The following is a 24,870-nucleotide window of genomic DNA, read 5'->3' as shown; positions in this document are numbered from 1 at the left end:
AGGGAGCATGCGATGAGCTTTGCAGCCACGGCTTCCGCAAAGGCCCAGCCATCCATGCTGGTGCGGCTCATTGCCCGACAGGAACTGGCGCTGCTCGTCTGCCTCATCCTGGTTCTGGCGTTCTTTTCTTTCACGGTCGAGAATTTCTTCTCCGTGCGCAATTTGACCAACGTGCTTGGCCAGGCGTCGCTGCCGCTGATCGCCGGCATTGGCTGTGCCATCGTGTTCATTTCCGGCGAGGTCGACATCTCGATCGGCTCGCTGCTCGCGACCATTGCCCTGCCGCTGATCATCATCATGAACGACACCAACTCGCTGTGGTTCGGCATCAGTGGCGCGCTGCTGTTCGGCCTGATCATCGGCGTGGTGAACGGCTATCTCACCGCCTATGCCGGCATCAACTCGCTGATCGTGACTTTGGGCACGATGTTCATCATGCGCGGCGGTGTCTATCTCTATACCGGCCAGCGCGCCATTCCGGACGATGCCAGCCTCGACAGCTTCATCGCTCTGTCGGATGGGCGCCTGTTCAACACCATCCCCTATTCGGCTGTCATCGCGATCGTCCTGCTCGCCGCCTTCGCCTACATGATGCAGCATCGGCCGTTCGGGCGGCAGATCTATGCCGTCGGCGGCAATCAGGAAGTGGCGCGGCTGGCTGGCTATGATGTGCGGCGCGTCAAGTTCATCTGCTTCATCATCAGCTCACTGCTGGCAACGGTTGCTGGCATTATTCTCGCCGCGCGCGTCGGCTCGGCGCAGCATACGGCGGGGCTCAATTTCGAATTCCAGGTCGTTGCCGCGACAGTGCTCGGTGGGGTCAGCCTTGCCGGCGGCATCGGCAGCCTGACCGGCATGGCGCTGGGCGTGCTGATCCTGCAGTTCCTGTCCAACGGCCTGCGCGGGCTCGGCCTGCCGACCGAATGGCAGCTGGTCATCACCGGCATGATCATCATCGCCGCGGTCGCCTTCGACGAGGCGAAACGCCGGCGCGCGAATGGAGGCTGACATGGCCCGTCTCGAAGGGAAAACCGCCGTCATCACCGGTGCTGCCGACGGCATCGGGCACGCGATCGCTGAAGCGATGGCGCGCGAAGGCGCGCATGTTTTCCTCGGCGACATAGCCGACGGCGCGGGCGAGGAATTCGCGACCGCACTTCGCGCCGCCGGCCGTCAGGCCGATTACGTGCATTGCGACGTCTCTCAAGGGGCCGACATTGCCGGCCTCATCGACAGCGCCGTCAAGAAGACCGGGCACCTCGACATCCTGGTCAACAATGCCGCCATCGCCATTGGCGGCATGCCGGTGCACGAGATGACCGATGAGCAGTGGCACCGGCTGATCGCGGTCAACCTGACCAGCGTGTTTCACGGCTGCAAATACGCGCTGCCGCACATGATCGCGCAGGAGTCCGGCTCGATCATCAACATGGCCTCCGCACAGGGGCACATCGGGCTTGATGGCTGGACCGCCTATGCCGGCGCCAAGGGCGCGGTGATGGCGATGACGCGCCAGATGGCAGTCGAGTTCGGCCCCGTGAACATCCGCGTCAATTCGATCTCGCCGGGCACCATCAACACGCCGATGAACGACAGACTGATCAAGGAGATCGGCGGCAACTTGGCCAAGGCCTGGGTCAAGATGCATCCGCTCGGCCGCATCGGCGAACCTTCCGAAGTGGCCGAAGCCGCCGTCTATCTCGCCTCCGATGCCGCGGGCTTCACCACCGGCACCGATTTGCGTGTGGATGGCGGACTGACCGCCGCACCGCGCTATGTTCCCGAACTGCTTTGAAAACACGAAACGAGATTTGAAATGAACAAGGCCCTCGAAGGCGTCCGCATCCTCGATTTCAGCCATTTGCTGCAGGGGCCGTTCGCCACGCAGCTGCTCGGCGACATGGGCGCCGACGTCGTCAAGGTCGAGCGTGCCGGCGCCGGCGACATGTTCCGTGGCATGACCTTCTTCGCCAAATGGGTGGGCGGTTCCGAGAGCCCGAATTTCCTCGCCTGGAACCGCAACAAGCGCTCGATCGCGCTCAACCTGAAGAGCCGCAAGGTGCACGCCATCCTCATGGAGATGGCCAAGACCGCCGACGTCGTGGTGCAGAATTTTCGCCCTGGCGTGCTGGCCAAGCTCGGCTATGGCTACGAGGACTTCAAGGCCATCAATCCGCGCATCATCTACTGCTCGGGTTCGGGCTATGGCGAGGAGGGCCCCTATGTCGAGCGCCCCGGCCAGGACATGCTGATCCAAGGGCTAGCCGGGTTGATTGCCAACACTGGCCGCGGCGATCAGGCGCCGGTTCCGGCCGGCGCCGGGCTCGCCGACCAGATCGGCGCCATGAACATGGTCTACGGCATCCTGTCGGCGCTTTATTATCGCGAGAAGACCGGCAAGGGCCAGAAGATCGAGGTCAATCTGCTGGCCGGCCTGCTGGCGCATCTCAATCAGGAATATGTCGCCGTGCTCAATCTCGGCGAGGATTTCGTGCGGCCCAATTCCGGCATCGGCCATCCCGGTATGCAGGCGCCGTTCGGCATCTACGAGGCGAAGGACGGCGGCTACGTATCGATCGCCATGAGCCCGTTCAAAACGCTGTACGAGGTGCTGGAGGCGCCGCAGCTTGCCGTCTATGACGATCTGAAAACCCTGTTCGACAAGCGCGACGAGGTGTTCGAGAAGGTCAATGCGGAGACGAAGAAATTCGCCACGCAGGATCTGCTGGCACGGCTGCTGGCAGCCGACATCTGGTGCGCCGAGGTGAAGGATATCCGCCGTGCGGCCGAAGACCCGCAGGTCAAGCACATGGGCATGATCACCAGCTATGATCATCCGCGCGGCGGCAAGGTGCGGGTGGTGGCGCCCGCGGTCAAGATGAGCGAGACGCCCGCGACCATCGAGCGGCCGGCGCCGTTGGTCGGCCAGCATGGCCGCGAGATACTGGCCGAATTCGGCCTCTCCAAGGAGGAAATCGCAGCATTGGAGGCGTCCGGCGACATGACCGTGGACGCGGCCTGACAATGCGCGTCTACCAGACACTCACGGTCGAAACCTTGGGCCGCGTCGCGGTCGTCACCTTCCGCCGCGCCGACCAGCTCAACGCCATGAACCGGATGATGCAGGGCGAGATCACCGACGCCTTCGAGGCGCTGTCCAGCGATGCGGGCGTGGGAGCGATCGTGGTGACCGGCGAAGGTCGCGGCTTCATGGCCGGCGCCGACATCAAGGAATACGCCGCGCAGACCGCCGCCGAATTCGACGCGTTCCAGGCTGACGGCATGCGCATGTACGCGGCGATCGAGAACAACCGCAAGCCGGTGATCGCGGCGGTCAACGGCTTCGCCTTGGGCGGCGGCATGGAGCTAGTGCTGTGCTGCGACATCGTGATCGCTAACCAGTTCGCGAAGCTCGGTCTGCCGGAGATCAAGCTCGGCCTGGTTCCCGGCGGTGGCGGCACGCAACGCAGCGTCGCCAAGCTCGGCCGCAACCGCGCCAATTTCCTGCTGATGACCGGTGCGATCGTGCCGGCCTCCGAATTCGTCAGTTCCGGCCTAGTCAACGAGGTCGTCGATGTCGACAGGCTGATGCCGCGCGCGCTGGAATTGGCTGAGATAATTGCCGCCGAGCCAGCCGCCGCGATCGAAGGGTTGAAGGCGCTGACGTTGCATGCCGTTTCGGGCGACCTGGCCTCAGGCCTCGCCATGGAGCGCGGCATATTGGGCGACCTCTATCGCAGCGAGATCGGCCAGCAGCGGGTCAAGGAGTTCGCCGACAGGAGCACGACAAAGAAGGCTGGACCGTGAAGACCTGCGCGCTGACCGTCCAGCGGCTAGGCACGATGCTTGCGCTGGCCGGCAATCCCATCGCCCAATCCGGCGTTGCGACGGCACTGGAATTCTCAACCGAAAAGCCGTTCGTGACCCGCTACCGCATCGAGGCGTCCGCGCTGTGAATGATCGTGCCGCAATGTCCCTGGTCAAGTCGAACCGGCCGCGCTTCACTGATATCGAAGGGCTGGCCGCGATGGTCCGACGAGGTGACTCGCTTGGCGTCGGCGGTCACCATTTCGCTCGGCTGCCGATCGCATTGCTGCGCGCGATAGCCCACTCGGGCGTCAAGGATTTGCACTACGTTTGCTGGGCGGGCGGCTTGCCGCTCGAGCTGCTGCTCGAAGCGGATGCGGTGGCGGAAATCGACCTTTGCTTCTCCAGTCTCGATATTTTCGGCCTGCCGCCGAGGTTCCGTGCCGCCGCCGAAAGCGGAGCGATACCGGTTCGCGATTGGACGGCACTGGCCATGATCCAGGCGCTGCGGGCTGCGCAGCAGAATCTGCCGTCCATGCCGTTCCAGCTTCCGGAGGGATCGGACATGCTGTCGCGTTTGCCGGGCGCGAGAGCCGTGCCCGATCCGATCGCCGGAACAGATATGGGATTCATCCCGCCGCTGAGGCTCGATACGTTCGTCGTCCACGCACAGCGGGCGGATGAAAACGGCAATGTTCAGGTCATCGGCCCGCGCGCACTGGACTTCGCAATGGCGGGCGCGGCACGCAAGGTGCTGGTCACTGTCGAGGAGATCGTCCCGGTTGGGGCGCTGCGGCAGGACGGACGCCAGAGTGTGCTGACCCGCAACCAGGTTTCGGCCATAGCGCTGGCACCGGGCGGCGCCTGGCCGGCGTCCTGCCTGCCATTCTATGTCACCGACTATCAGGCGCTGTCGGAGGTATTCGCGGCACGGGAAACACCCTTGGCAGACAGTCTCCAACTACCTTTCGATGGCGTGCCGAAGCCGCTGCAAAGGGCTGCGAAGGTTCGCGCCGAAACGGCCCTCGCAATGCCGGCGCTCGCTCATGATGCGGAGAAAGCATCCATCGGCGAGATCATTGCCGCCCGCATCGCCGCCGAACTCGACAATGAGAGTTTTGCCAGCGCCGGCGCTGTCTCGCCGCTGGCCAACGTCGCCTACCGGTTGGCCAAGGCAACGCATGCGCCCGACATGATCATCGCTACGATGAGTTGCGGCCATCTCGACATAGCGCCGAGCCCGATGATCCTGTCGCTGATCGAAAGCCTTGATTGCGAGACGGCGGTGACGCATGCCGGCGGCGACGACACCTACTCGACCTACTATCAGCCGGGTGCCGTGACGCATGAGATCGTTGGCGCGGCGCAGGTCGACCGGCGTGGCCGCGTCAACACCATCGCGCTGCGCAAACCGAGCGGTGGCCTGATCCGGTTGCCAGGGCAAGGCGGCATGGCCGATGTCGCCAACATGCACCGCGACTATTTGCTCTACATTCCCCGGCATTCGATCCAGTCGCTGGTGGACGAGGTGGAGATCGTCAGTTCCGCCCGCGGGCTGCTGACACCGGCGGAGCGAGAGCCGATGGGCTATCGCACCGGCCAGGCGCTGGTGTTCACCGATCTCTGCGTCTTCCGACTCGACCGGATATCCCGGGAATTGATCGTCATCGAGACCATGCCCGGCGTCATGCAGCTGCAGATCCGCGACGCCACCGGGTTTGCGGTGACCTTCGACGCCGATTGCCGGGAGGTCCCGCTGCCTTCCAGCGATGCGCTCGCTGTTCTGCGCAATCGCATCGATCCGCTCGGCCTGCGGCGCCTCGAATTTGTCAGCGCCAAGGAGCGCGGTGCGCTGATCGCCGAGATACTCGCCGCCGACCGCGCGATGGTCGAGCGCTGCATCGCCGCACAGAGATCGCACGTCGCAAGCTGAGGAGCGCTCCATGGCAAAACCATTGCTCGACATGTCCGCCGCGCGCGTCTTCTTCGACGGCATCTTCACCAGCCCGCGCGTCGCGCACCCGGAGGGCGTGGCAGTCCACCGTGACGGGTCGATCTGGTGCGGCACCGAAACCGGCGACCTCCTGCGGCTGGCCGCCGATGGCGGCTCGGTTGAGCGCATGGGCGGCACGGACGGTTTTCTGCTCGGCATAGCCTTCGACAGCATGGGGAACTGCTTCGCCTGTGACCTGAAGCACGCCGCGATCTTTCGCTGGGATGCCGCGACAGCGCGCATGGAGCGCTTCGCGTCGTCCGGCATCCGCGTGCCGAATTATCCCATTATCGACGAGGCGAGGGGCTGGCTCTACGTGTCGGACAGCGTCGGCGAGGGCAATCGTTCCGGCATCTTCCGCTACGATCTCAAAACGGGCGAGGGCCGTCTGTGGTGCCAGGAGGCGATGTCCTTCGCCAATGGCATGGCCATGGCGCCGGAGGAGAGCGGGCTTTATGTGGTGGAAAGCAATGCGTCTTGTATCAGCTACGTGCCGATCCTTGCCGACGGTGCGGCTGGGTCGAAACAGGTCGTCATCGAGGGCGTACATAACGTCCCGGATGGCCTAGCCTTCGCTCCGGACGGATCGCTGTTCATTTCATGTTACGAGCCCAGCCGGATCTATTGCTGGTGCAACGATCGGGGGCTCGAAGTGCTGATCGAGGATCCGGCGGCAACCACGCTGGCGCATCCCACCAATATCGCCTTCAAGGGTAACAAACTCTACACCTCCAATCTCGGCCGCTGGCACATTACCGAGATCGATTTGACCTTGGCCGGTCGATAAACCGACGTGCGGCATCAAATGCTCATGGTGACGGGTGCAAATTCGATCGGTTGGGGTGGATTGTCGCCACTACCGCGCAGTCTCCGAGGGCTGCACGGAACGACAGCAGGATTTCTGATTTTCTGACCGCCGCCCAGTCTGGCCTTCAGCTTCTCTTCTGCTTCACGGGACAAGGCGTGGATTTTCGGGCGCTGTGCCCAGTTCCGACCGGGCCAGTCGCCTCGGTCTCCTCCATTCGCCGCGTGCTTTTTCGGAAAGCACCAATCCATGGCCGGGTCGATCGGGCGCATAGACGTAGCCGTCTCGGATTTCGATGGGCTGCTCCACCAGATGATCGAAATTCTGGAACGAATATTCCAGCCATTCGACCTCGGGAAGCGCGACCGCCATATGCACGCCAACCTCCAGGAAGGTGTTGCCGATGCTGACCGGGATTCCAAGTTCCGCGGCTAGCCACCCGATGCGCATGACGTCAGTCACCTGGCCGTGGATATTCAGCATGTCGGCTGCGTGGGCTTCCAGAAGAAGCCGCTTGCCTTGAAGATCCAGATATTCGCCGCTGTTGACCTGGGTCCATGTCACGGCATGCCTGAGCGTTCTCAATCCTTCGTGGTCGTGACGCAGGATTGGATCCTCGACCCAGAGAAGATCGTGACCGGCATCGCGGATCGCGACCAATTTCACGAGCGCTTCCTTCGATGTCCACGCCTCGTTTGGATCGATCATGACTTTCGAGCCTGCCGGAACGCAGGTCCTCAACAGCTCCAGGCGCCGCAGATCGCGGTCGAAATCCGGGTGGCCGACTTTGATCTTGAAAGCGGAGTAGCCAAGCGATGCCGCGTGAGAGAACAGTGAGACAAAAGCCTCGTCGTTGAGGTGAAAATCGAGGCCGCTGGCGTAGGCTTTCACACGGCTGCGGCGACTGCCAAGCAAGACGTGAAGAGGCAGGCCGGCTTCCTTCGCCGCAAGATCCCAAAGCGCCACCTGAACCGCCTCGTGAAAGGGCAGCGAATAGGTCCGCTGGTTGCCGCCACGCGGGCGGTTCACACGGTGAACCAGCGCGATCGCCTTGTGTCCCCTGAGTGTCGGCCAAACCTCGTGTTCGAAAACAGTCTCGATCTCCGTCTGATCGGGTAGAGGATTGAGGAGCGCCTGGATGAACCCCAGCCCCACCTCGCCGCTTTCCGAGACGAGTTCCAACGTGGCGACGTTGACATCGTCCACCCGAACTTGACTGTCTCCGATTACCCGGTCGCGGGCGAACTGAAATCGGGTTATACGAAAATGCGAGAGGCTCATCACAAGGGCTTCTGATCGTTTACAACGATAAACTGATCTATCAGATTGCGTCCTTAGTATCGGACCAATGGGGGTGCCGCAAGTGGTGGGCAAAGCAAAAACCGTCTCTACCGGTCTGGGGGCAGCCATCCGTATGAGCGATATTGCCTATCAGCGTATTCTGGAGGGCCTGTTCGACAGACGCGTTCCTGCCGGGGCCTTCGTCTCGCAAAACGAGTTGTCCGCGATCGTCGACGTGCCGGTTGCCCCGCTTCGGGACGCTCTGCGCGTTCTGGAGGCGGAAGGGATTCTGATCATCCACCCGCGCTCCGGCATCCAGTTCATCAGGCCCGGCATGGAGCTTACGCGTGCCACCTACCAATTTCGCGCCATCATTGAGCGCTCTGCGATCCGCGTCTTTGCCGAACAAGGCGACGAAACCGTCATGAATGCCTTGGAAATCCGGCATTCCCGTCTGCTTAGAAGCGTGGAGCGGGATGGCCTCGGAAGGGAACAACTGGAGGCGATGGACGCGCTGGAAGGAGAGTTTCACGGCGCAATCATTGCGTCATTGCACAATCCTCTGATCGACAGCACCTACCGGCGCATGCACAATTATCTGCGCCTGCTGCGGCTCGACCGGAAGATCACCGCGCCTATCATGGTCCGGACGATCAAGGAGCACCTCGACATCCTCGAGGCTTGCAGCACCAGGAATGCGGATGCCGCCGAAGCAAAGCTGCAGTCCCATTTCCAGGCTGCGATGCAACGGAACCTGGGTCTCGTCTGACAGCCCGGTAGCCATCAGCCGTTTTGCCAGTTTGCGCGCCGGCGCGGTTGCACGGCGTGGGAAAGGATGCTACCCAAAAACTGCAACTGATCGATCAGATTGCTGATCTGATATCTGCGAGGAGGTCGCGCATGCAGTTGAACAAGAGGCAGTTTCTCATGGGTTCGGCGGCTCTTGCGGTGGCAGGGCGCGTCGGCGGTGCCCGTGCCGCGAATGCCATCAGTTACTGGCACCATTTCACCAGTCAGTCGGAAATGGCCAGCCTGATGAAGATTATCGGATCGTTTCAGGCGGCGAATGCAGATGTGGCGGTGACCCAGGAGAACATCCCGAACTCGGAATACATGGCGAAGGTCTCTTCGGCCGTGCTGACCGGTGGGCGTCCGGATACCGCCATGGTGATCGCCGAGCGCTTCGCCGATCTTACCGCGATGGAGGGGTTGATTGACCTTACCGAGCGGGTGAATGGATGGCAGGGCAAGGCCAATTTTCCCGACAATCGCTGGACCGGGCTTTCCAGCAACGGCGCTATCTATGCGGTTCCCGCCTTTGCCTTCGTCGATTGGATGTACTACCGCGCCGACTATTTCGAGGAAGCCGGATTGGCCGGGCCACCCACGAAATTCGACGAATTCCTGGGTGCCTGCCGCAAGCTCACCGATCCGTCGAAGGGCAGGTATGCATTCGGCATGCGCGCCGGCGCCGGCGGTTTCAAATACGTCATCGATGTCATGGAGGCGTTTGGCTCGCCGATTGTCAAGGATGGACAGCCAGCCATCGACAGGGCGGCGGCGGTCGAGGCGATAACGTTCTATTCCGATCTCTTCCTGAAGGAAAAGGTTGTGCCGCCGAGCGCGCCCAATGACAGCTACCGCCAGATCATGGAGGGCTTCCGCACCGGGCAGACGGCGATGGTGTGGCACCATACCGGTTCGCTGAATGAAATCTCGGCTGCGATGAAGCAGGGCAAGCAGTTCTCGACCGCACCGATGCCGGCCGGTCCGAAGGCGCATGTCGCTCGCGTCGCCTACGCCGGCAACGGTATCATGAAGGAAGACAATATCGAGGCCGCCTGGCAGTGGGTGAGTTTCTGGGGCCAGACCGATGCTGCGCTGACCTTGCTCGAGGGCACGGGATATTTCCCGGCCTCCGCCGCTGCCCTGCAGGATCAGCGTATCACCGGCAATCCAATCTATAACGCGGCTGTCGAAACGCTGAAGTTCGGACGCCTGCCGAACAATTTCGTTGGAGTGGCGGGTTGGTCCGAGAATGTAGTCAATCCCGCTTTCCAATCGGTGCTCACGGGTCAATCGACGCCGGAACAGGCTGTGGACCGGATGATCCAAGGCCTCGATGCGGCCCTTCGCTGATATCCCGGCACGGCTGCTCCGACGTGTAGCCGTGCTTTGAACGCAACGGGACGGTGCTTTCGCTCCGCAGATACATGACGTCAAGCTCAAGCAGATATCTGCCTTTGCGGGCCCTCGGCGAACTGTCCGAGACCCGATATTGGATGTACTTACTGCTCCTCCCCAGCCTCGTCATGATCCTTCTGGTGATCGCCTATCCGACGCTTTACGGCATGGCCATCAGTTTTCGCGATATGCGTCTGACGCGTCCCGGGCTGGATGGCTGGGTCGGCTTCAAACACTATGCGGGAATGTGGTCCGACCCGGTCTTCTGGATCGCACTGAAGAATACAGTTGTGTGGGTCACTGCCGCCATCGTGCTGGAACTGGCGCTTGGCCTTCTCGCCGCGACAGCCCTCAACAGGGATTTGCCGGGCACGAAGATCTTCGCCGTGCTTATCCTGCTTCCCTATTTCCTCCCCAACGTCGTTGCGGGCCATATGTGGGCCTTGCTGCTCGATCCGCGGCTTGGCGTCATCAACGATCTACTTGTCCGCGTGGGCGTGCTGGAGACCTACAAGGCCTGGTTCGCGGATCCCAATACCGCCCTGGCGGCGACCGTCCTCGTCGAGGCCTGGCATGGTTTTCCGTTTTTCGCCTTGCTGCTGCTAGCGGGCCTGAAGAGTATTCCCGAAGATCTCTACAGGGCAGCGGCAGTGGACGGCGCCGGCGTCCCGGCGCAGCTCAGGCTGATCACCTTGCCCATGCTCAAGACCGTCATCGCGGCGGCAGTCATCCTGCGCGTCATTGGTCTGGTCAATTCGCCCGATCTGCTCCTCATTCTCACCGGTGGCGGACCGGGAGATGCCACGCAGGTCCTGTCGCTATATGCCTTCCAGACCGCCTACAAGGACTTCAATTTCGGCTACGCGTCGGCGCTGTCGGTGGTGATGTTTGTGATCCTGATGATCTTCGCGGCGGCATACATCCGCCTGTCCAGGATTACCAAGGGAGAGGGCGATGATTGAAAGCAAGCGCCGCCGGCGCATGATTGCGAACATCGCCACCTACTTCGTCCTCGCGGGCCTGTCGATGTTCTGCATCGGTCCGATGATCTGGATGTTGCTGACATCGCTCAAATATGAGGCCGACATTGTCACCCAGACGATGCAGTACATACCGAGGCGCGTTACCTTCGACAATTATGTGGCGATCTGGACGCAGTCCGGTTTCCCGCGCCTGATAGGCAATAGCATCACCGTCACTTTCCTCACGGTGGCGATCTGCGTCGCCACGGGCACGCTTGCTGCCTATGCATTTTCCCGCTTCGCGTTTCGGGGCCGAACTCAGCTCATGCTCGGCTATCTTGTCGTTCGCATGTTTCCTGCAGTCATGATGATCATTCCCCTTTATGTCGTCATGCGCGGGGTTGGTCTTGTAGACAGCCGTTTCGGCCTTGCGCTTGCCTATACGAGTTTCCTGCTGCCGCTGTTCGTGTGGATGCTCAAAGGTTTCTTCGATTCCGCGCCCAAGGAACTCGAGAGCGCGGCACGCATCGATGGTTCGACCAGGTTTGGTGCCATGGTCCGCATCGTCATGCCGCTCGCCCGCAACGGCCTGGTCGCAAGTTCGGTGTTCATTGCCATCGCTGCGTGGAACGAGTTCCTGTTCGCCCTGATGCTGACGACAGGGCAGGGGTCCCGTACCTGGCCCGTGGGCCTGCAGCTGATGGTCGGCGAGTTCCAGCTTCCATGGGGCGTCCTGGCGGCGGGCGGCATTCTCAGCATCCTGCCTGTCGTCATTCTCTTCACCATTGTCCAGCGAACCATGGTTCAGGGGCTCACGGCGGGCGCCATCAAGGGTTAGGAGTATTCGCATGGCGACACTTTGCATCAGGGACGTGCGCAAGTCCTATGGCTCCGTGCAGGTCCTTCACGGGGTCGACATCGAGCTTGAGGACGGAGGCTTTCTGGTTCTGCTCGGGCCGTCCGGATGTGGCAAGTCGACCTTGCTCAATATGATTGCCGGCCTCGACGACACATCCGGCGGCGACATCCTGATCGGCGGCCGCTCCGTCGTCGACCTTGCACCCAAGGACCGCAATATCGCGATGGTGTTCCAGTCCTATGCGCTTTACCCGACAATGTCGGTAGCGAGAAATATCGGCTTCGGACTGGAAATGCGGGGCGTGGACGCAGCCCAGCGGAAGCGTGCCGTCGACGACGCGGCACGACTGCTGCAGATTTCGCACCTGCTCGACCGGCGCCCCGCCAACCTTTCGGGAGGACAGCGGCAGCGCGTTGCAATGGGGCGGGCGATCGTGCGCGACCCCGAGCTGTTCCTGTTCGACGAGCCGCTGTCCAATCTCGACGCCAAGCTTCGTGTGGAAATGCGCACAGAGATCAAGCGCCTGCACGAGCGTCTCGGCACGAGCATCGTCTATGTGACACACGATCAGATCGAGGCAATGACGTTGGGCACCAAGGTGGCGGTGATGAAGGGAGGCCACATCCAGCAACTGGCCGATCCTCGCACCATCTATGAACGGCCCGCCAACATCTTCGTCGCAAGTTTCATCGGATCGCCGGCAATGAATTTCCTTCCTGGACGACTGGCCTCGAGCCCGAGCGGCGTGCGTTTCGCAGCGACCGGCGTGTCGGTCGCAATGCCGGCCGGCAAGCGACAGGTCGATTTCGACCGCCCGGTGATCCTGGGCGTAAGGCCTGAAGAACTAAAGGCAGTTGCGCGCGATGAAGCTTCGGTCACGGGGGTCATCGATGTGGTGGAACCTACCGGCCCTGAAACCATGGTGACGGTGCAGGTTGGCGAGCAGTCGATCATCGCACGCTTGCCACCGAGGTTTGCAGGCCGGCGAAAAGAGCCAATATTCCTTGCCGTCGATCCGGCGAGCATCAACCTGTTCGACCCTGGCAGCGAGCAGCGCATCGATATTTAGGGCGTGCACACTCCGAACATTCCGCTCAAATCCAACCGGAAGTGGACTACCACAAACGCAGCCGCCTCCAGCGGTTCTTCTCGAAGATCAAGCACTTCCGCCGCGTCGCGCTTCGCTGTGACACATGGGTCCTTTTCGCCTCGATACGGCTATGGCTCCGCCCTGTGGATCTACGGCCCGAAGTGACATGGAGCCGGCAACGCATTGATTAAATCAATTATCCCGATATACAAGGTGATTTCGGATATAGATTTCGCACAGGGCTGGCACATCCATGAGTCGCAATTTTCTTGTGATCGAACCTGAGGAGGGCATTGCCGTCCTCAGGGGGCTGGCCTCTTTGGCACGCATCTCCATGCTGAAATTGCTGCATGAGAAGGGGCCGATGAATGTCAATGACATCGCCGCCGTGCTGTCGCTGCCGCAATCGACGGTCTCGACCAATATCCAGGTGCTCGAGGATGCTGGCCTGATCCGCACGGAGAACCAGAAGGCGAAGAAGGGCAGCCAGAAAATCTGCTATCCGACCGCCGAGGAAGTGCTCGTGGTCTTCAAGAGCGAGTATCGTTCGGTCAAGAACGATGCGATCGAAGTGTCGATGCCGATTGGGCTTTACACCGGTTTCGAGGTCACGGCGCCCTGCGGCCTCTGTTCGCCGGATGGGATCATCGGTCTGCTCGACGTGCCCAACACTTTTCTCGATCCGGACCGCATGAAAGCCGGGTTGCTGTGGTTCACGCGCGGCTTTGTAGAATACCAGTTCCCCAACAATGCCAAGCTCGCCAATGCCGAGATTACGGAGCTGGAAGTGGTGGTGGAGCTGTCCTCGGAAGTGCCTGGCACCAGCGCCGATTGGCCCTCGGACATCACGCTTACGATCAATGGCATCGATGTCGGAACGTGGACCTCACCTGGCGATTTCGGCGACAAGCGCGGCGTCTTCACGCCCTCCTGGTGGAAGCTCAAGGGCTCACAATATGGCAAGCTGAAGAACTGGCGAATTTCCGCTGACGGCACCTATGTCGACGGTGTCAGGATTTCTGAAACCAGCCTCGCTGTCCTCGACCTCAAGAGCCATCATTCGATCCGCATCCGTATCGGCGTCAAGGACGACGCCGAGCGTCCCGGCGGGATCAATATTTTCGGCAAGGGATTTGGAAATTACGATCAGGACATCCTGCTCAGAATCAAAACCAGTTGATATCATCAAATCGGGTTTCAAAGATAGTGCAGCAATTTCAGCCTCTTGCCTCAATTAACGATCGAAGCCGCCGTTCTTTTGTCAGACATTTGGATGTTTTTGACTTGACGAATGAGCGTTGCTTCCCTTTGATATCGAATAAGGTGATTTAAATCATCATTTGTGATATCGTGGGAGGAATGCATGAAGGCAGCCGTAACGGCGCATCCGCGCTATGTTGTCTCGGAAATCGATCCGCGGCTGTATGGATCCTTTATCGAGCATCTGGGGCGGGCAGTTTACACCGGCATCTATGAGCCGGACCACCCGACGGCGGATGCCAATGGCATGCGTCAAGACGTTATCGATCTGGTCAGGGAACTCAACGTTCCGATCGTCCGCTATCCCGGCGGCAATTTCGTTTCAGCCTACAATTGGGAAGACGGCGTCGGCCCCAAGGAAGAGCGCCCGGTGCGCCTCGACCTCGCCTGGCACACGTCGGAAAGCAACGAAGTCGGCCTGCATGAATTTGCCGACTGGTGCGCATCCGCCAACACCGAGATGATGCTTGCCGTCAATCTCGGTTCGCGTGGCCTCGACGAAGCCCGCAACTTTCTCGAATACACCAATCATCCAGGCGGAAGTGAGTGGAGCGACAAGCGTATCGCCAACGGCCGCAAGGAGCCCTTCGACGTCAAGCTGTGGTGCCTAGGCAACGAAATGGATGGCCCCTGGCAGATCGGCCACAAGACCGCCGACGAATATGGCCGCTTGGCCCATGAGACCGCCAAGGCGATGCGCGCCTTCTCCAAGTCGCTCGAACTGGTGGTCTGCGGCTCTTCTAATGCCAAGATGCCGACCTATCCCGAATGGGAAGCGACCGTGCTCGACCACACCTACAACGAGGTCGACTACATCTCGCTGCATATGTATTTCGACAACCAAGCCAATGACGCGCCGAACTATCTCGCAATGAGCGAGAAGCTCGACGACTACATCGTCTCGGTCGCCGGCGTCATCGACTATATCAAGGCCAAGAAGCGCTCAAGCAAGCAGGTCTACATCTCGTTCGACGAATGGAACGTCTGGTACCATTCCAAGGAGCAGGACAAGAAGATCCTTGGCGGCAATGACGGCTGGCCCTTTGCGCCGCCGCTGCTCGAGGACATCTACAATTTCGAGGACGTGCTGCAGGTCGGCTTGATCCTCAACACCTTCATCCGTCGTTCCGATGTGGTCAAGATCGCCTGCCTGGCGCAACTGGTGAACGTCATCGCACCGATCATGACCGTTCCCAACGGCCCGGCATGGCGCCAGACGATATTCTATCCCTATCTCTATGCTTCGATCTACGGCCGCGGCAATGCGCTGGACCTCAAGGTGGACAGCCCGACCTACAAATCCGCCGTCGCGGGCGACGTTTCCTATGTCGACGTGGCCGGCGTGCACGACACGAAAACCGGTCATGTCACCTTCTTCGCCGTCAACCGCCATTCGAGCGAGTCGATCGAAACCGTGATCGACATCACTGGTTTCGGCGCGGCTGATATCGTTGATCACCAAATGATGACGCACGCCGATCTCAAAGCCGTCAATTCAGCCGGGAATCCGGGCAATGTCGGCCCCAGGAAGGGAGTGGGCGCCTCGATGACTGACGGCAGATTGAGCCTGTCGCTGCCAGCCTATTCCTACCAGATGATACGCCTGAAGCTCTGACCTCGGGCGTGTAGTCGGAAAGTGCATGCGCTGAGGAGGAGCGTCGACGTGACGGCCGATATCGAAATCAGGAATGTGAACAAGCACTTCGGTGCCATGTCGGTGCTGGAGGATCTGTCGCTCTCCATCAAGGCACGCGAATTCATCGTGTTTCTCGGTCCATCCGGATGCGGGAAATCGACGCTTTTGCGCATGATCGCAGGCCTCGAAACTGTTGATAGCGGCGAGATCGCCATCAACAAGGAACGTATCGATCATCTGCCGCCGGGCAAGCGCGGCATTGCCATGGTGTTCCAGTCCTATGCGCTCTATCCGCATATGACGGTACGCGACAACATGGCCTTCGGGCTTGAGAATATCGGCATGTCGCGCGAGGTTATTGACGCGCGGATCAACGAAGCCGCCCGCATCCTCGAAATGCCGCATTTGCTCGAGCGCAAGCCGGGCCAGCTCTCGGGCGGCCAGCGCCAGCGTGTCGCCATCGGTCGTGCGATCGTGAAAGAGCCGAAGGCTTTCCTGTTCGACGAGCCGCTCTCAAATCTGGATGCGGCGCTGCGAACCCGCACTCGCCTCGAACTTGCCCAGCTTCACCAGCGCCTGCAATCGACGATGATCTTCGTCACTCACGATCAGGTCGAGGCCATGACGCTCGCCGACCGCATCGTCGTCATGAACAACCGTAAGATCGAGCAGATCGGCTCTCCCATGGAAATCTACGAGCGCCCGGCGACCAAATTCGTCGCCGGTTTCGTCGGTGCCCCAGCGATGAACTTTATCGATGCGACACTCGACAGATCGAGCGGCAACGCCACGGCCAAGTTTTCGGACGGTATTTCGGTTCGGACCGCGATTTCTTCCGACCTGTTGGCCGATGACAAGTATAGCTTCGGCATCCGTTCGGAAGATGTCCGCATCGTTCCTCCCGGACAGGGCAATGCCGATGGCGTGGTCGATGTGCTCGAGCGGCTCGGCGAGCGCACCTTGATCTACATTCGTCTCGGCGATGGCCAGCAGATCGTCGGCTCCGATGTCGGCAACAGCCGCGTCGCGGTCGGCCACAAGGTAGGGCTCGCCTTCGACGGCCAGAAGTCGCATCTGTTCAGCGCGGCCGGCCGCGCCTGGCACGCGAGGGAGGCTTGATATGGCCGACCGGCTGACGATGCCGCAGACCGCGATGGCAACCGTGAGCGTCAGGGCTCCAAGCGTCGACATCTATGCGCCGCAATGGCGGAACTTCGTTTTCGTCGCGCCGTTCCTGTTCTTCTTCACGACGCTGCTCATCTTTCCGCTCCTCTGGGGGATGTGGCTGAGCTTCCACAAAGCCGACACGTTCTCGTCCGGAGATTTTGTCGGTCTCGGCAACTATGTCAGGCTGTTTCACGACAAGGTCTTCCTGCAATCGGTCTGGAACACCTTCTACTTCGTGCTTCTGACAGTGCCGACGCTGGCGCTGATCGGCCTTTTCCTCGCGCTTTGCCTCAACCGGCGCACGCGCACTGCCGCAGTGCTGCGGACCTTGTTCTTTTCGTCCTCGGTGCTGTCGGTCACGATCGTCACACTGATCTGGCGCATCGTGTTCATTCCGAATGTCGGCCTTCTGTCGACGATCTACGGATGGTTCGGCGCAACCGCCCCGGCCTTCATTTCCGACCCCAGCCTCGCGATGATCGGTATCGCCATTGCCACCGTCTGGTGGTGCATTGGCTTGCCGATGATGCTGTTTCTCTCGGCCCTGCAGCAGATCCCGCAGGATGTTTACGAGGCGGCAGCCCTGGACAATGCCAATCGCTGGCAGACGCTGCGCTCGATCACGCTGCCGTCGATCAAACGCACTTTCATCCTGGTGATCATTATCCAGATCGTGCTGCAATTTCAGCTGTTCGGCCAGGCTTGGCTGATGACGCGCGGCGGCCCGAACAACCTCACCAAGCCGATCGTGCTCTACATCTATGACACCGCGTTCCGTCGTTGGGATCTGGGCATGGGTGCCGCGGCATCGGAGGTCCTGTTCATTCTGATCCTGATCGCGGCCATGGCCCAATACCTCGTCGCACGCAACAAGGCGGATCAGGCATGAGCGCCCCAGCCGTTTCCATCAAGGGACGCGCGTTTGGCGACCGCGTGTTGCTGGCCCTCGTCATCCTGCTTTCGATCGCCATGATCGCGCCGGTTCTGTGGGTCATCGGTCTGTCGCTCAAGGATAATGCCGAGTTGATGGCCGATCCGAATTCGGTTTTTCGCGTACCCTACACACTCAGGAACTACATCAACACCATCGGCACCTCATCGGTATTTCTCTGGGTGCTCAACAGCATCATCGTCTCGGGCGGGCTGACACTCGGTACGCTGGTCCTGTCGTCGCTCGCCGGCTATGGGTTTGCACGTCTGAACTTCCCCGGCAAAAACATCCTGTTCGTGATCGTGCTCTTCGGTCTGGCGGTGCCGGAACAGGCCGTGCTCGTCGCCCGCCACCAGATCTTCAGCATATTGAAGTTCCACAACACCTATCACGGGCTCATTCTCCCCGGCCTGTCGGCTTCGTTCGGCGTCTTCCTGATGACCCAATATTTCAAGGCCATCCCGAAGGAACTGGACGAAGCCGCCATGCTGGACAATGCCAGCCGGTTCCGGACCTTCTGGAAGGTGCTGCTGCCGCTCACCGTGCCTGCGCAGGCAACGCTCGGCATCTTCACCTTCCTTGGCGCCTGGAACGACTATTTGTGGCCGCTGATCTCGGCAACCAGAAAGGACATGTACACGCTGACCGTCGGCATGGCTTCGACACAGACGAATTTCGCCCAGTCCGAAGGCATCGGCTTCCTGATGGCGCAAGCTGTGTTCGCCGGCGCGCCGATCCTGATCGTCTACCTCTTTTTCCAGAAATACATCGTCACCGCCGTCTCTGGCGCCGCGGTCCGATAATGAGAATTGCAGGGCGGGGGAGTGCGCCGCAGCGATGGAAAGCATGACGCCAATCCAGTGTGGAGTGGTGGAAACTCAGTAGGAGGAACTGACATGAGAATGAAGAAAATACTGTTTGCCGCGGTCTCCGCGGGGGTAATGATGCTCGCAAGCCCAGGCTTTGCGGCAACGGAGCTGACGGTACAGCGCTTTTTCGGTGCCTGCGATGCCGATTTCGGCACCAACACCGATGTCACCAAGGCTGTTGGTGAATGCGGCATCATCACCTCGCTGATCAACAAGTTCAACGCCGACAACCCCGATGTGCATGTCAGCGTCAGCACCGTGGAATGGCCGGGCTATGACCAGTTGACCGCGCAATTCGCTTCGGGCGATGCCCCGGACATCGTCACCATCCATGAATCCGCGCTGTCGGACTACCAGTCCAAGGGGCTGTTGATGCCGCTCGACGATCTCTTGAAGTCCGTCGGCGTCACACCTGAAGCCTTCACGGACGCAGCGCGCAACGGTGCCACCAAAGGCGGCAAGATCTACGGCCTGCCGATCGACAGCTGGACGATGCTCTATCACATCAACATGGATCTCTTCAAACAGGCCGGGCTCGTCAATGCCGACGGCACGCCGGTGCTTCCGAAGTCGCCCGAGGAGTTGCTCGCCCAGGCCGAACAGTTCAAGCAGAAGACCGGCAAGCCCTATTTCGTTCAGAATCTGGCCAATGAGACGGCACTCTACACGCGCAATCTCTACACCTATCTCTTTCAACAGAATTCCGACTTCTTTGCCGATCCGAAGCACGTGAAGCTGAATACACCGGAAGCCAAGAAGGTCGTCGAGATGTACAAGGCGATCTTCGACAAGGGCTACACCACCAAGGATCTCGATTACGGCGGCGCGATCAACGCTTTTCTTGCCGGTGGCGGTGGCGTTCAGCTCAACGGCACATGGGTCGTCGGCGACAACAATGCCCAGTCCCAAACCAAGGGCACGGCGCTCAACAAGGGCGGCTATGCCGTGTACCCATATCCGCAGCTTTTTGGCGGTGCCCATGCGCAATATGCCGATGGCCACACCTGGGCAGTCTCGCAGAAGAATCGCACGCCTGAACAGACCGCGGCCATCGGCAAGTTCCTGAAGTTCTTCGCCGACAACGACTTCGAATGGTCGCGCACCGGCCACCTGCCGGCATACAAGGCCATCATCACCTCGGATGCCTTCAAGGCGCTGCCGCATCGCAACACGATCGCCGCTGTCGCCGATCTCGGCAGGCCGCTGCCGTCAGCCGTGCAGCGTCAGTTTGCGATCCAGGACATTGTCGGCGAAGAGATGAGCGCTGCAATCACTGGCCAGAAAGACGTCGACGCCGCCCTTGCCGACATGGAAAGCCGCGTCAACGAGTTGCTCGCCAACATTTGACCACCAGCTCTTCCCGAGAACGCTCCCAACGCCCCGCGACCGGAAACGGTCGCGGGGTTCTTTGCCAAATGGGAGCAGGTGCATCCGATCCAGACAACCACACCGATGCGGTTTGACACTCATTGCGGATGGTCCACCTGATGTAATTTGGACCTTTCTAGGATGGGGAAGGTGCCGCCTGTCGCGACGTTTTTCGCTCTGTTGCTGTCTCGGCAGATTGTGAGCTCTAACAGACCTTGATACCGCAACCTGAGGATTGTGGTCGTCAAGTAGCGGCGGTTGAGGCAGTTGCCATGCTCCGGCTTTGCGGATTAATCGATGGCGATCGGCGGCCGATTGAACGATCCTGGTGGGATATTTTTAGCGCCAAAAAATCGAATTGAATCAGAATGCTATAAGCATCGATGTCCATTTTGACGCGCGCGTCAAAAGTGTTGTCCCATACATTGACGTTAAATTAACATCGATATATGGTTCGATTAATCCGTTGGATGCCATCGCTTTTGTATCACCGTTGCTCGTCGATCGTCGCTATGTCTGCCACCCTTACCCCAGCTGCAGGATAACCTTGCAGTGCGCATTGCCAGTCGCTGAAAGAGGCGGTGACCGTGCCCAGTTTGCTCGGAATCGATAACGGTCTCACGGTTACCAAGGCGGTGATCTTCGATGCTGATGGCACTCAGTTGTCCGTGGCGCGTCGGCGGGTGCCGCAATCGATGCCCCAAGCGCGCTGGGTGGAGCGCGACATGGCTGGCCTCTGGCAGGCCACCGCCGACGCAATCAAGGAGGCGATCGCCCTCTGTGGCCGCCCGGCAGACGATATCAGGGCGGTGGCGGCGACCGCGCATGGCGATGGTCTCTATCTGCTAGATAAGGATCGTCGGCCGCTGGGGCCTGGAATCCTGTCGCTGGACAGCCGCGCCGGCGAGATTGTCGAACGATGGTCGGCGGATCGGGTCTTCGAAGAGGCGCTGGCGCGCACCGGCCAGGCGCCGCACGTCTCGGCGCCGTCGGCGCTGCTGGCCTGGATCAGGAAGAACGAACCCGATCGCTATGGGCGCATCGGGCATATACTGGCCTGCAAGGACTGGCTGCGCTTTTGCCTGTCGGGCACGATCGGCACCGATCGCACGGAGGCCAGCACCTCATTCACGGATTTCCGCACGCAAGCCTTCGCGCCGGAGGCGATGCGCATCTTCGGACTGGACGATCTTTTCGATGCGCTGCCACCGATGGCGCACTCTGCCGAGATCGTCGGGCATGTCACCGCCGAAGCCGCCGAGATGACTGGCTTGTCCAAGGGAACTCCAGTCGCATGCGGACTGCATGACGTGACCGCCTCGGCCCTTGGCATGGGCGGCCATGAGGAGGGCATGCTCGCCATCGTCGCCGGGACCTATTCCATCAACGAAGTCGTCTCTTCGGAACCGCGCGTCGACCCGCGCTGGTTCTGCCGCAACGCCATCGACGCAGGCCGCTGGAACAATATGGCGATCTCGCCGGCCTCGACCGCAAACTATGACTGGTTTCTCGATACGTTTTGCCGCTCGGAGCAGGAAAAGGCATCGGTCGATGGTGGCTCGATCCATGAGTTGCTTGCAGCAGAGATCGACGTGGCGCTGAAGAAGCGGTCGACCATTCTGTTTCACCCCTATCTGTTCGGCTCCCCGTTTGGCGATTTCGCCAGCGGCAGCTTTGTCGGCCTGCACGGCTGGCACGATCGCGGCGATATGCTCAAGGCGGTTCTGGAGGGCATTGCTTTCAATCATCGCACCCATGTCGAAGCCTTGCGCGAGGGCTTTCCTATCAGCGAGATCCGCCTAACCGGCGGCGGTTCGCGCAATCCGGCTTTTGTCCAGATGTTTGCCGATGTGCTGAACGCCCCGGTCACCATCACCTCGACCGACGAGGCCGCGGCCTTTGGCGCTGCCCTTTGCGCGGGTGCCGCGGTCGGCATATTCGCGACGCCGCAACAAGGTGCCACGCAGGCCGGCATGACGGCGCGCCAATACGAGCCAGTGCCGGCCTCAAGTGCTGTGTTCAACGAGCGCTTTTCCCTCTATGGCCGCATAGCCGGTGCGCTCGAACCGCATTGGCCCGAGATCGAGAAGCTGGCGCGGCCAGACACTGGGGGAACCGCATGATCAAGGCCGACGAACGACGCGAAGAGATCGCCGACTATGTGATCAAGCTCGGCCAGGTGCGCATCGACGATCTGGTCGAGCATTTCGGCGTATCGCGCATGACCATCCACCGGCACATCGACCGGCTGGCCCAGCAGGGCGTATTGCGCAAGCTGCATGGTGCGGTGACGGTTCAGCCGTCCGGCCTCTACGAAAGCGCCTTCCGCTATCGGGTGACGGTCAATCGGGCTGAAAAGGATGCGCTGGCGCGGGCGGCACTGGATTATGTCGAAGCCGGCCAGGTGGTGATGCTGGACGATTCCTCGACGGCAAACGCCGTCGCCACGCTGCTGCTCGACGTCAAGCCGCTGACCGTCATCACCAATTCGGTGGCGACGGCGTCGCTGCTGACCAATGTCGACGACATCGACTTCATCTGTCTCGGCGGCCAGTACCACGTCACCTACAATGCCTATATCGGCATCGTCTGCGAGAACGCCGTGGCGCAATTGCGCGCCAATGTGCTGATCTGTTCGGCTTCGGCCATCACCGGAACCACCGCCTTCATCCAGGATCCCAATGTCGTGCGGGTCAAGCAGGCGATGATGGCCGCATCGGTCAAGCGCATCCTTCTGGTCGATCACGCAAAGTTCGACAGGATCGCGCTGCACGTCTTCGACGACCTGACCAGCTTCGACGTCGTGCTGGCGACCGAAGGCTTGGGCGATGCGCGGGCGCAAGCCCTCGAACGGGCCGGCGTCAAGCTGCGCATCGTCAAGACGAAAGCGCCATGAACCCAACGGAAGCAGCACGTACGGGAAACCCCGCAGGGCGTTTGGCTGCCATGGCCGGGACAGGCGAGGTCGACGTCGTCATTCTCGGCGCCGGCATCAACGGGGCGGGCCTGTTTCGCGATCTGTGCGCACAAGGCGTCAGCTGCCTGATCGTGGACAAGAGCGACTTCGGCGCGGGCACCAGTGCCGCGCCGTCGCGGCTCATTCATGGCGGTTTGAAATATCTCGAAACCGGCGAGTTCGGTCTGGTGGCGCAGTCGACGCTCGAACGCAATCTGCTTTTGAAGAACGCGCCGCATTATGTCAGTCCGCTGCCGACCGTCATCCCGATCTTCTCCTGGAGCAAGGGCATGCTGGCGGCGCTGCGAACGCTGTTCGGCTCGACCAGCGCACCGCGCAGCCGCGGCGCCATCCTGATCAAGATCGGCCTGATGATCTATGATTTCTATGGCTCGCGAAACCGGGTCATGCCGCGCCACCGCATGGTCGGGCGGCGCCAGGCGCTCAGCGGGATGCCGGCGCTCAACCCTTCGATCGTCGCCACCGGCACCTACTACGACGCCAAGATAAGCCACCCCGAAAGGCTGGTGCTCGAACTGATCCTCGATGGGCTGCAGGCGAACGCGGCCTCGGCCAGCGCGAATTACACGGCGCTGGTGGCCTCGTCCAATGGCGTACTGACATTCCAGCCGGAAAACGGCGCCGCCTTTTCGGTGCGGCCGAAGCTGGTGGTCAATGCCGCCGGTCCATGGATCGATCGTGTCAACGATCTGCTTGGCGCGCCCTCGAAGATGATCGGCGGCACCAAGGGCTCTCACATCCTGCTGAGGCACGACGAACTGGTCAAAAGCCTTGCCGGGCGCATGCTTTATTTCGAGACCGACGACGGCCGTATCTGCCTCGTCTACGACTATCTCGGCTTGGCGCTGGTCGGCTCAACCGACATCAAGGCCGACAATCCCGACGAGGTGCGCTGCGAGCCTGACGAAGTCGAGTACCTGCTCGACAGCGTGCGAACGCTGCTGCCGGGCATGGCATTCGAGCGCGAGCAGATCGTCTACGTCTATAGCGGCATCAGGCCGCTGCCTTCCTCGGATGCATCGGTGCCCGGGCTGATCAGCCGCGATCACTCGTCACCGATCGCCGAGCCGGACCAGAACAGACCTTTCGCGGTTATCTCGCTGGTCGGCGGCAAATGGACAACGTTCCGTGGCTTTGCAGAGGAAGTCGCCGGCACCGTGCTCGGTCGCCTGCAGCGCAAGCGCGAGGTCTCAACGCAAGCCATGCCAATTGGCGGCGGCAGGGATTTTCCAGCCGATGCGGCGGCACGCGCAGACTGGCTGGCCCGGGCATGGTCGGAAACGGGCATCGCGGAACGGCGTCTCGATGAATTGCTGTCGCGCTACGGAACCAGAGCCCTGGAGATTGCCGGGCACGAACTGGACGATAAGGGCGATCTGCCGGATTCCGAAGGCTACAGAAAATCGGAAATCGACTACATCGTCCGCAGCGAGTTCGTGGAACATCTGACTGATATCGTCATGCGTCGCAGCACCCTGGCGATATCAGGTTCCCTGACAGGCCGGGACCTGCAGGAGATCGCGTCGATCGCCGGAAGGGCGTTGGGCTGGAGTGCTGGGCGCATTGCGCGGGAAGTCGAAGCCGCCGTTGTGGAGCTCAAGGGCCGCAACCTGATGCGGCTGGCCTGATCGCGTCATCGGGCAATGCCGATGGCTTTTCTCAAGGCAATCCTATCGGTTTG

The 24,870-nt window shown here is 60.9% G+C and carries 22 protein-coding genes and 1 pseudogene; 22 read left to right on the top strand and 1 reads right to left on the bottom strand.

All coding sequences use genetic code 11. From position 1 onward, the window contains the following. Nucleotides 1–12: 12 nt before the first annotated feature. From NKJ01_RS03900 to NKJ01_RS03870, 7 genes are read left to right on the top strand one after another with little or no spacing between them, the layout of a single operon-like run. Entirely contained in the window at nt 13–1,008 is a 996-nt protein-coding gene (locus tag NKJ01_RS03900) for an ABC transporter permease (RefSeq protein ID WP_352726254.1), read from the top strand. A gap of 1 nt (nt 1,009) precedes the next feature. Next, nucleotides 1,010–1,795 carry an SDR family NAD(P)-dependent oxidoreductase gene (locus NKJ01_RS03895; RefSeq protein ID WP_352726253.1) on the top strand — a complete coding sequence of 262 codons (786 nt, stop codon included), beginning with the start codon at nt 1,010–1,012 and terminating at the stop codon, nt 1,793–1,795. 21 nt (nt 1,796–1,816) lie between these two features. Further along, a complete protein-coding gene (locus NKJ01_RS03890) occupies nt 1,817–3,022 on the top strand; it encodes a CaiB/BaiF CoA transferase family protein (protein ID WP_352726250.1) in 1,206 nt (401 codons plus the stop codon). A 2-nt stretch (nt 3,023–3,024) separates the two neighbouring features. Beyond that, nucleotides 3,025–3,807, top strand: a complete 783-nt coding sequence (locus NKJ01_RS03885; RefSeq protein WP_352726248.1) for an enoyl-CoA hydratase/isomerase family protein — start codon at nt 3,025–3,027, stop codon at nt 3,805–3,807. Further along, nucleotides 3,804–3,956, top strand: coding sequence for a hypothetical protein (locus tag NKJ01_RS03880; protein WP_352600715.1), 153 nt, complete (start codon nt 3,804–3,806; stop codon nt 3,954–3,956). Before NKJ01_RS03885 ends, NKJ01_RS03880 begins: the two co-directional genes overlap by 4 nt. A gap of 14 nt (nt 3,957–3,970) precedes the next feature. After that, nucleotides 3,971–5,740 (top strand): CoA-transferase, encoded by a 1,770-nt coding sequence (locus tag NKJ01_RS03875; protein WP_352726245.1) that lies wholly within the window; start codon nt 3,971–3,973, stop codon nt 5,738–5,740. Between the two features lie 10 nt (nt 5,741–5,750). Continuing rightward, nucleotides 5,751–6,587: an SMP-30/gluconolactonase/LRE family protein gene (locus tag NKJ01_RS03870; protein ID WP_352726243.1), complete on the top strand. Its 837-nt coding sequence runs from the start codon at nt 5,751–5,753 to the stop codon at nt 6,585–6,587. A gap of 162 nt (nt 6,588–6,749) precedes the next feature. Here NKJ01_RS03870 and NKJ01_RS03865 read toward each other — a convergent pair whose 3' ends face one another. Next, nucleotides 6,750–7,886 (bottom strand): mandelate racemase/muconate lactonizing enzyme family protein, encoded by a 1,137-nt coding sequence (locus NKJ01_RS03865; RefSeq protein ID WP_352726509.1) that lies wholly within the window; start codon nt 7,884–7,886, stop codon nt 6,750–6,752. An 82-nt stretch (nt 7,887–7,968) separates the two neighbouring features. Between NKJ01_RS03865 and NKJ01_RS03860 the strand changes: the two genes are divergently transcribed. The 15 genes and pseudogenes from NKJ01_RS03860 to NKJ01_RS03790 all read left to right on the top strand — a co-directional run bounded on the left by NKJ01_RS03860 (nt 7,969) and on the right by NKJ01_RS03790 (nt 24,817). Further along, nucleotides 7,969–8,655: a GntR family transcriptional regulator gene (locus NKJ01_RS03860; protein ID WP_352726241.1), complete on the top strand. Its 687-nt coding sequence runs from the start codon at nt 7,969–7,971 to the stop codon at nt 8,653–8,655. Nucleotides 8,656–8,786: 131 nt separating this feature from the next. Beyond that, complete coding sequence (locus NKJ01_RS03855) at nt 8,787–10,025, top strand: ABC transporter substrate-binding protein (RefSeq protein ID WP_352726239.1); 1,239 nt, start codon at nt 8,787–8,789, stop codon at nt 10,023–10,025. Between the two features lie 143 nt (nt 10,026–10,168). Then, nucleotides 10,169–11,032 carry a carbohydrate ABC transporter permease gene (locus NKJ01_RS03850; protein ID WP_352726237.1) on the top strand — a complete coding sequence of 288 codons (864 nt, stop codon included), beginning with the start codon at nt 10,169–10,171 and terminating at the stop codon, nt 11,030–11,032. After that, nucleotides 11,025–11,870, top strand: a complete 846-nt coding sequence (locus NKJ01_RS03845; protein WP_352726234.1) for a carbohydrate ABC transporter permease — start codon at nt 11,025–11,027, stop codon at nt 11,868–11,870. Before NKJ01_RS03850 ends, NKJ01_RS03845 begins: the two co-directional genes overlap by 8 nt. Before the next feature lie 10 nt (nt 11,871–11,880). Beyond that, nucleotides 11,881–12,960, top strand: a complete 1,080-nt coding sequence (locus NKJ01_RS03840) for an ABC transporter ATP-binding protein (RefSeq protein WP_352726231.1) — start codon at nt 11,881–11,883, stop codon at nt 12,958–12,960. 9 nt (nt 12,961–12,969) lie between these two features. Beyond that, nucleotides 12,970–13,172 (top strand): annotated as a pseudogene (locus NKJ01_RS36390) (hypothetical protein); the annotation flags it as partial. A gap of 62 nt (nt 13,173–13,234) precedes the next feature. Then, nucleotides 13,235–14,161 carry an ArsR/SmtB family transcription factor gene (locus NKJ01_RS03830; protein ID WP_352600703.1) on the top strand — a complete coding sequence of 309 codons (927 nt, stop codon included), beginning with the start codon at nt 13,235–13,237 and terminating at the stop codon, nt 14,159–14,161. Nucleotides 14,162–14,344: 183 nt separating this feature from the next. Beyond that, nucleotides 14,345–15,856 (top strand): arabinosylfuranosidase ArfA, encoded by a 1,512-nt coding sequence (gene arfA, locus NKJ01_RS03825; protein ID WP_352726228.1) that lies wholly within the window; start codon nt 14,345–14,347, stop codon nt 15,854–15,856. Nucleotides 15,857–15,904: 48 nt separating this feature from the next. Beyond that, nucleotides 15,905–16,996, top strand: coding sequence for an ABC transporter ATP-binding protein (locus NKJ01_RS03820; protein ID WP_352726226.1), 1,092 nt, complete (start codon nt 15,905–15,907; stop codon nt 16,994–16,996). A gap of 34 nt (nt 16,997–17,030) precedes the next feature. Further along, nucleotides 17,031–17,933 carry a carbohydrate ABC transporter permease gene (locus NKJ01_RS03815; protein ID WP_352726507.1) on the top strand — a complete coding sequence of 301 codons (903 nt, stop codon included), beginning with the start codon at nt 17,031–17,033 and terminating at the stop codon, nt 17,931–17,933. Further along, nucleotides 17,930–18,778: a carbohydrate ABC transporter permease gene (locus tag NKJ01_RS03810; RefSeq protein WP_352726223.1), complete on the top strand. Its 849-nt coding sequence runs from the start codon at nt 17,930–17,932 to the stop codon at nt 18,776–18,778. Before NKJ01_RS03815 ends, NKJ01_RS03810 begins: the two co-directional genes overlap by 4 nt. A 99-nt stretch (nt 18,779–18,877) precedes the next feature. After that, complete coding sequence (locus tag NKJ01_RS03805) at nt 18,878–20,191, top strand: ABC transporter substrate-binding protein (RefSeq protein WP_352726505.1); 1,314 nt, start codon at nt 18,878–18,880, stop codon at nt 20,189–20,191. Nucleotides 20,192–20,799: 608 nt separating this feature from the next. Then, nucleotides 20,800–22,335 (top strand): FGGY-family carbohydrate kinase, encoded by a 1,536-nt coding sequence (locus NKJ01_RS03800; RefSeq protein WP_352726221.1) that lies wholly within the window; start codon nt 20,800–20,802, stop codon nt 22,333–22,335. Further along, the gene (locus NKJ01_RS03795) at nt 22,332–23,108 is read left to right on the top strand and encodes a DeoR/GlpR family DNA-binding transcription regulator (RefSeq protein ID WP_031259448.1); all 777 of its coding nucleotides are present in this window, start codon (nt 22,332–22,334) and stop codon (nt 23,106–23,108) included. Before NKJ01_RS03800 ends, NKJ01_RS03795 begins: the two co-directional genes overlap by 4 nt. Nucleotides 23,109–23,158: 50 nt before the next feature. Further along, nucleotides 23,159–24,817 (top strand): glycerol-3-phosphate dehydrogenase/oxidase, encoded by a 1,659-nt coding sequence (locus NKJ01_RS03790; protein ID WP_352726504.1) that lies wholly within the window; start codon nt 23,159–23,161, stop codon nt 24,815–24,817. Nucleotides 24,818–24,870: the final 53 nt, after the last annotated feature.

The sequence above is a fragment of the Mesorhizobium sp. M0276 genome (assembly GCF_040321755.1).
GTDB lineage: Bacteria > Pseudomonadota > Alphaproteobacteria > Rhizobiales > Rhizobiaceae > Mesorhizobium.
This window is presented reverse-complemented; position numbering and strand designations above follow the sequence as displayed.